The sequence below is a fragment of the Streptococcus mitis genome (genome assembly GCF_047465045.1).
Taxonomy (GTDB): Bacteria; Bacillota; Bacilli; order Lactobacillales; family Streptococcaceae; genus Streptococcus; species Streptococcus mitis_DT.
Window position 1 is genome coordinate 22,118 of the sequence record NZ_JASHAR010000023.1, and the last position, 6,889, is coordinate 29,006.

Consider the following 6,889-nt stretch of genomic DNA (forward strand, 5'->3'; position numbering starts at 1 on the left):
CTACTCTGAAGGATTCATTTCTTATTTCACAACGATATTAACGAGTTTGTTCGGTACCGCAATCACCTTCACGATTTCCTTACCGTCAATCTCCGCTTTGACTTTTTCGTCAGCCAGAGCAATTTCTTGCAATTCTTCGCGTGATAGGTCTTTAGCAACCATCAATTTGGCACGAACTTTTCCTTTGATTTGGACGACGATTTCGATTTCGTCTTCAACTAATTTGCTTTCATCCCAAGTTGGCCAAGCTACATAAGAGATAGATTCTCCTGTTGCTGCAACTGTTTGCCAGAGCTCTTCTGCCAAGTGAGGTGCAAATGGTGCAATCAACTGAACGAAGCCTTTGGCGTAGTCTACATAAAGTTTGTCTTCCTTGTTAGCTGCATTGACAAAGACCATAAGTTGGGCAATGGCTGTGTTGAATTTGAGGGATTCGATTTGTTCTGTGACAGCTTTAACAGTTTCGTTGTAAACTTTGTCAAGAGCGCCATTGTTTTCCGCAGCTATTTCTTTACTTGTAATCAAGCGGTAAACACGGTCAAGGAACTTACGGCTTCCTTCCAGACCTTCTTCTGACCAAGCAATCGAAGCATCAAGTGGTCCCATAAACATTTCATAAACACGAAGGGTATCGGCACCGTATTGTTCCACCACATCGTCAGGGTTAACCACGTTCTTGAGCGATTTAGACATCTTAGCTGGTGCTTGCTCCAACTCTTCCCCTGTTTCCACATGGAAGAAAGAACCGTCACGTTTTTCAACCTTATCGGTTGCCACAAGAGCCCCACGGTGGTCACGGTAGCTTGTTCCCAAAATCATTCCTTGGTTAAAGAGTTTTTGGAATGGTTCCTTAGTTGGAACGACACCGAGGTCATAGAGGAATTTGTGCCAGAAACGAGCGTAGAGCAAGTGAAGAACAGCATGCTCTGCACCACCCACGTAGATATCTACTGGCAACCATTGTTTAAGAAGATCCTCATCGGCCAATTTCTCAGTGTTATGTGGATCAATATAGCGGAGGTAATACCAGCTTGAACCTGCCCATTGTGGCATGGTGTTGGTTTCACGACGACCTTTAACACCATCTTCACGAGTCACTTCAAGCCAATCTGTCAAGTTAGCTAGTGGACTTTCCCCTGTACCTGAAGGGCGGATGTCCTTGGTTACAGGCAAGACAAGTGGCAATTCACTTTCAGGAACAGCTGTTGAAGTTCCATCTTCCCAATGAATGATTGGAATTGGCTCACCCCAGTAACGTTGACGGCTAAAGAGCCAGTCGCGGAGACGGTAGGTAACCTTCTCTTGACCACAGCCTTTTTCTTCCAACCAAGCCACAATCTTGGCAATAGCGTCTTCTTTGTTGAATCCATCTAGGAAGTCTGAATTAACGTGAAGGCCATCTTCTGTGTAGGCAGCTTCTTCAACGTTTCCACCTTCAAGTACTTCGACGATTGGAAGGTCAAATTGTTTGGCAAATTCCCAGTCACGTTGATCGTGGGCTGGAACAGCCATTACCGCACCTGTCCCATAGCTAGCAAGAACATAGTCTGCAATCCAGATTGGAATTTCCTTACCATTGACAGGGTTGATAGCATAAGCACCAGTCCATACACCTGTTTTTTCCTTGGCAAGGTCTGTACGAGCCAAGTCTGACTTGAGGCTGGCTTGGTGTTTGTAGTCAGCTACAGCCTCAGCTTGCTCCGGACTTGTGATAGCGTCAACCAAGTCATGCTCAGGAGCCAAAACAGTGAAAGTCGCACCGAAAAGGGTGTCAGGACGAGTGGTAAAGACGGTGAATTCCTTATCTGTTCCCTTAACTTTAAAGGTTACATTGGCACCAGTTGATTTACCAATCCAGTTGCGCTGCATGTCCTTGATAGATTCTGGCCAATCCAACTCATCCAAGTCATTGAGCAAGCGCTCTGCATAGGCAGTGATTTTAAGCATCCATTGGCGCATTGGTTTGCGGACAACTGGATAGCCTCCACGCTCAGAAGTTCCGTCAGGAAGAACTTCTTCGTTGGCAATCGCTGTTCCCAACTCTTCAACCCAGTTTACTGGCACTTCCGCTTCATAGGCCAAGCCCTTTTCGTAAAGCTTAGTGAAAATCCACTGAGTCCACTTGTAGTAGTTTGGATCTGTTGTGTTAACTTCACGGTCCCAGTCATAAGAAAATCCAAGCGCATTGATTTGACGTTTGAAGTTGGCAATGTTTTCCGCTGTAAATTCTGCTGGGTCATTCCCCGTATCCATAGCGTATTGCTCTGCGGGCAACCCAAAGGCATCCCATCCCATTGGGTGAAGGACATTGTAGCCTTGCGCACGTTTGTAACGGCTGAGGATATCAGTTGCTGTGTAGCCTTCTGGGTGTCCTACGTGCAGACCCGCTCCAGACGGATAAGGGAACATATCAAGAGCATAAAACTTCGGTTTTGATGCATCTGTTCCTGTCTTAAATGTATGATGTTCTGCCCAGTAGCCCTGCCACTTAGGCTCAATTTCTTTATGATTGTAAAAACTCATGGTCTCTCTCCAATTTTGTGATGTTACTATTATACCATTTTTGAGGGAATTTGAAAGACGAGAAATGTTCTTTTGGACTTGGATGGCAAGAAAGACCGAATCGCAAATCCAGCTTATGTAGCAGTATAAAAATTAGCCCTCATTTGGAGCTAACTTCTATTAACTATTTGTCTCTTCCATCTTCTCACGTCCTAGTTCTCGGTAACTACGGTCGCAGACAACTTCTACGCTAAACTGGCCGTCCTCATATTCAAGGATTGTCACGCTACCATTATCGAGACCATGCGGATGCATGCCATTAATCAGATAAACAATGGTTCCAATGGTCATTCCATGGCTGACAACGAGAGCATTGCCCCCACCTTGCTCTTCCATTTCTTTGGCAATCGCTTCAAAACCTTCCTTGATTCGGCCACTGAGTTTTTCCCAGCCTTCAGCCCAACCAGCTGTATCAACCTCTACCAAGCCCTCAGCCAGTTCAGCATAGGATAATTGATGAACATGGTCCACATTAAAGATACGAGGAATGATTCCCATGAAAAGATCACCATCGTAGGCTCCGTCAAAGCTACCAAAACACCATTCTCTGATACGCTTGTCCATACGATAAGGGATTTTCCCTTGCAAACCAAGTTCATCAAGGATAATTCCCATGGTCTGAATGGTACGACCAGAATCACTGGAATAAGCGCGCTCAAACTGTAGACCAGATTCTCGCAAACCGATTCCTAACTCTTGAATCCCTCGCTCACCTTCAGACGTTAAGGGAGTATCGCTCCAACCTTGCGCGCGACCAATCGTGTTAAACATGGTCTTGCCATGACGTACCAAATACAATCGTACTTTTACCATTTTCCGTCCTCCGTTTGCTTCTATTATATCATGGATGATAAAACAAAAGCCACCCATACAGGCGACTTTTGCAGGAGATTATTATGAAAAAGTTTAGGAGTTCATTAAATAAAGATATTAGATGAAAATCAAATTCAAACTAAATCAGTGTTATCTGTTTCAAATAATATTAGGAGGTCTTTATTTAATGACTATAGTATACACATCCAACCTTAAATAGAACTTAAAATTTCTCCTATTATCTTAATTTTTAAAACTATGAATTGGTGCTGGGATTTGCCCTCCACGAGAAATGAAATCAACAGACGAAGCCCCATTGACTTTCATAACAGGCGCAGTTCCTAATAGGCCACCAAACTCAATCATATCGCCCTCTTTTCCTTTTGGAATGATACGAACAGCCGTAGTTTTCATGTTAATGACACCAATTGCAGCTTCATCTGCAATCATAGCCGCAATGGTTTCAGCAGGTGTATCTTCTGGAATAGCAATCATATCCAAACCAACAGAACAGATAGCCGTCATAGCTTCTAGTTTTTCCAAATTAAGAGAACCATTTTGCACTGCAGCAATCATTCCCTCATCCTCAGAAACAGGAATAAAGGCACCAGACAAACCACCGACTTGGTTGCAGGCCATCACTCCGCCCTTCTTAACTTGGTCATTCAAGAGAGCCAAGGCAGCCGTCGTTCCATGCGTTCCAACTGTTTCTAGCCCCATTTCTTCAAGGACACATGCAACAGAATCTCCAACCGCAGGAGTCGGCGCCAAACTCAAGTCCACAATACCAAACTCCACACCCAGTCTCTCGCTAGCCATTTGACCAACCAATTGACCGATACGAGTGATTTTAAAGGCAGTTTTCTTAACTGTTTCGGCTACTACATCAAAGCTCTGTCCACGAACTTTTTCCAAGGCACGTTTCACCACACCAGGACCAGAAACTCCGACGTTGATGATAACATCCGCTTCCCCAACACCGTGGAAGGCACCTGCCATAAACGGATTGTCCTCAACAGCATTAGCAAATACAACCAACTTAGCTGCACCCATATCAGATAGATTAGCCGTTTCCTTGATAATTCGTCCCATATCTGCCACAGCCGTCATATTGATACCAGACTTGGTTGAGCCGATATTGACTGACGAGCAGACCTTGTCCGTTTCAGCCAAAGCACGAGGAATAGAATTGATGAGAATCTCATCTCCCTTTTGATAACCCTTTTGTACCAAGGCAGAGAAGCCACCGATAAAGTCCACACCAATCTCTTTCGCAGCCTTATCGAGTGCTTTTGCCAGAACCACATAGTCTGTCGCATCTGTCGCTGCACCAATCAAAGAAATAGGAGTCACCGATACACGCTTATTAACGATTGGAATTCCCAACTCAGCTGCAATTTCATCCCCAACTGCTACTAAATTAGCCGCCTTTGTCGTGATCTTTTGATAAATTTTCTCCGCAGCACGATTGATATCTGGATCGATACAGTCCAAAAGGGAAATTCCCATGGTAATAGTTCTGATATCGAAATTTTGCTCCTCAATCATGGCGATGGTTTCAGTAACTTGTCTAATATCCATGTGCACCTCCTAGATATTATACATAGCTTCGAAAATTGCTGCACTCTGAATATTAATTTTCACATTCAAAGTTTGCCCAAAAGCTTCAAATTCATTACGAAGATAAGTAAAATCTTGCTTTTCATCACTAGAGACGACAGCCATCATCGTGAAATATTCATCCAAGACAGTTTGAGAAATATCGTCTATGTTCAAACCCAATTCTGCAATTTTACCAGAAACACCTGCAACAATTCCAGATTTATCTTTACCAACAACAGTTATAATCGCTTTCATAAGCAAACTCCAATTCTTCTTAAAATAAGAAACCTGAACATTAAACAGGATTCTTTTCAAATAGTATAGCATAATTCTAACTAAAAAGGCTCTATAATATTTGTAGTGGGTAAATCCCATATGGATATTATGGAGCCTATTTTAGGGTAGAAAAAAAGTCCCATAAGATCTATAATGAAAAGCGACCAAACCATCATTAGAAAGATTCATATGGAACAATTACATTTTATCACAAAACTACTCGATATCAAAGACCCTAATGTCCAAATTATAGATATCATCAATAGGGATACCCACAAGGAAATAATCGCCAAACTAGATTGTGAGGCTCCATATTGTCCTGATTGTGGGAGTCAAATGAAGAAATATGACTTTCAAAAACCGTCTAAGATCCCTTACCTCGAAACAACTGGTATGCCTACTAGAATTCTCCTTAGAAAACGCCGTTTTAAGTGCTATCAGTGCTCAAAAATGATGGTTGCTGAGACTCCTCTAGTAAAGAAAAATCACCAAATTCCTCGTATCATCAACCAAAAAATTGCGCAAAAGCTGATTGAAAAGACTTCTATGACCGATATTGCACATCAGCTATCTATTTCAACCTCAACTGTCATTCGCAAGCTTAATGATTTCCGTTTTAAGCATGATTTTTCTCATCTTCCAGAAATCATGTCTTGGGACGAATATGCCTTCACTAAGGGAAAGATGAGTTTTATTGTGCAAGATTTTGACAGTCTCAATATCATTACTGTCCTTGAAGGCAGAACACAGGCTATCATCCGAAATCATTTTCTTCGATACGATAGATCTGTTCGCTGTCGGGTGAAAATCATTACAATGGATATGTTTAGCCCTTACTATGCCTTAGCTAAACAGCTTTTTCCGTGTGCCAAAATCGTTCTCGACCGCTTTCACATTGTCCAACATCTCAGCCGTGCTATGAGTCGTGTCCGTGTTCAAATCATGAATCAATTTGAGCGAAAATCTCATGAATACAAGGCTATCAAGCGCTACTGGAAGCTCATCCAGCAGGATAGTCGTAAACTCAGTGATAAACGTTTTTATCGCCCTACTTTTCGTATGCACTTAACGAATAAAGAGATTCTAGACAAGCTTTTGAGCTATTCAAAAGACTTGAAACACCACTATAATCTCTATCAACTCTTGCTTTTTCACTTTCAGAACAAGGAGGCAGACAAATTTTTCGGACTCATTGAGGACAATCTTAAGCTGGTTCATCCTCTTTTTCATACTGTCTTTAAAACCTTTCTAAAGAACAAAGAGAAAATCGTCAACGCTCTTCAACTACCTTATTCTAACGCAAAATTAGAAGCGACTAATAATCTCATCAAACTTATCAAACGCAATGCCTTTGGTTTTCAGAACTTTGAAAACTTCAAAAAACGGATTTTTATCGCTCTAAACATCAAAAAAGAAAGGACGAAATTTCGTCCTTTCTCGAGCTTAGCTTTTCTTCAACCCACTACAGTTGTTAAGTATAAAAAGGTACCATAGGTACCCAGATAATAAATCGGGAAGACAGGATTCGAACCTGCGACACCTTGGTCCCAAACCAAGTACTCTACCAAGCTGAGCTACTTCCCGAGTTAAATAGAAAAATGCACCCTAGAGGAGTCGAACCTCTAACCGCCTGATT

5 protein-coding genes and 1 tRNA gene are annotated in these 6,889 nt (G+C 42.3%); 1 reads left to right on the top strand and 5 read right to left on the bottom strand.

Translation table 11 applies throughout. The annotated features are described in order from the left end of the window. Window positions 1–21 precede the first annotated feature (21 nt). The 4 genes from leuS to QM409_RS09875 form a co-directional block, all read right to left on the bottom strand. On the bottom strand, window positions 22–2,523 hold the full coding sequence (gene leuS, locus QM409_RS09860; RefSeq protein ID WP_414305636.1) for a leucine--tRNA ligase: 2,502 nt from the start codon (window positions 2,521–2,523) through the stop codon (window positions 22–24). Window positions 2,524–2,682: 159 nt separating this feature from the next. Next, window positions 2,683–3,375: a histidine phosphatase family protein gene (locus QM409_RS09865; RefSeq protein WP_414305635.1), complete on the bottom strand. Its 693-nt coding sequence runs from the start codon at window positions 3,373–3,375 to the stop codon at window positions 2,683–2,685. A 243-nt stretch (window positions 3,376–3,618) separates the two neighbouring features. After that, window positions 3,619–4,956, bottom strand: a complete 1,338-nt coding sequence (locus tag QM409_RS09870) for a PFL family protein (RefSeq protein ID WP_414305634.1) — start codon at window positions 4,954–4,956, stop codon at window positions 3,619–3,621. Window positions 4,957–4,965: 9 nt separating this feature from the next. Continuing rightward, entirely contained in the window at window positions 4,966–5,232 is a 267-nt protein-coding gene (locus QM409_RS09875) for an ACT domain-containing protein (protein WP_000644124.1), read from the bottom strand. Between the two features lie 210 nt (window positions 5,233–5,442). On the opposite strand from QM409_RS09875, the gene QM409_RS09880 reads away from it, so the two are divergent. Next, window positions 5,443–6,747 (top strand): ISL3 family transposase, encoded by a 1,305-nt coding sequence (locus QM409_RS09880; RefSeq protein ID WP_414305633.1) that lies wholly within the window; start codon window positions 5,443–5,445, stop codon window positions 6,745–6,747. Between the two features lie 16 nt (window positions 6,748–6,763). Here QM409_RS09880 and QM409_RS09885 read toward each other — a convergent pair. Next, window positions 6,764–6,837 (bottom strand) — tRNA-Pro (locus QM409_RS09885). Window positions 6,838–6,889 lie beyond the last annotated feature (52 nt).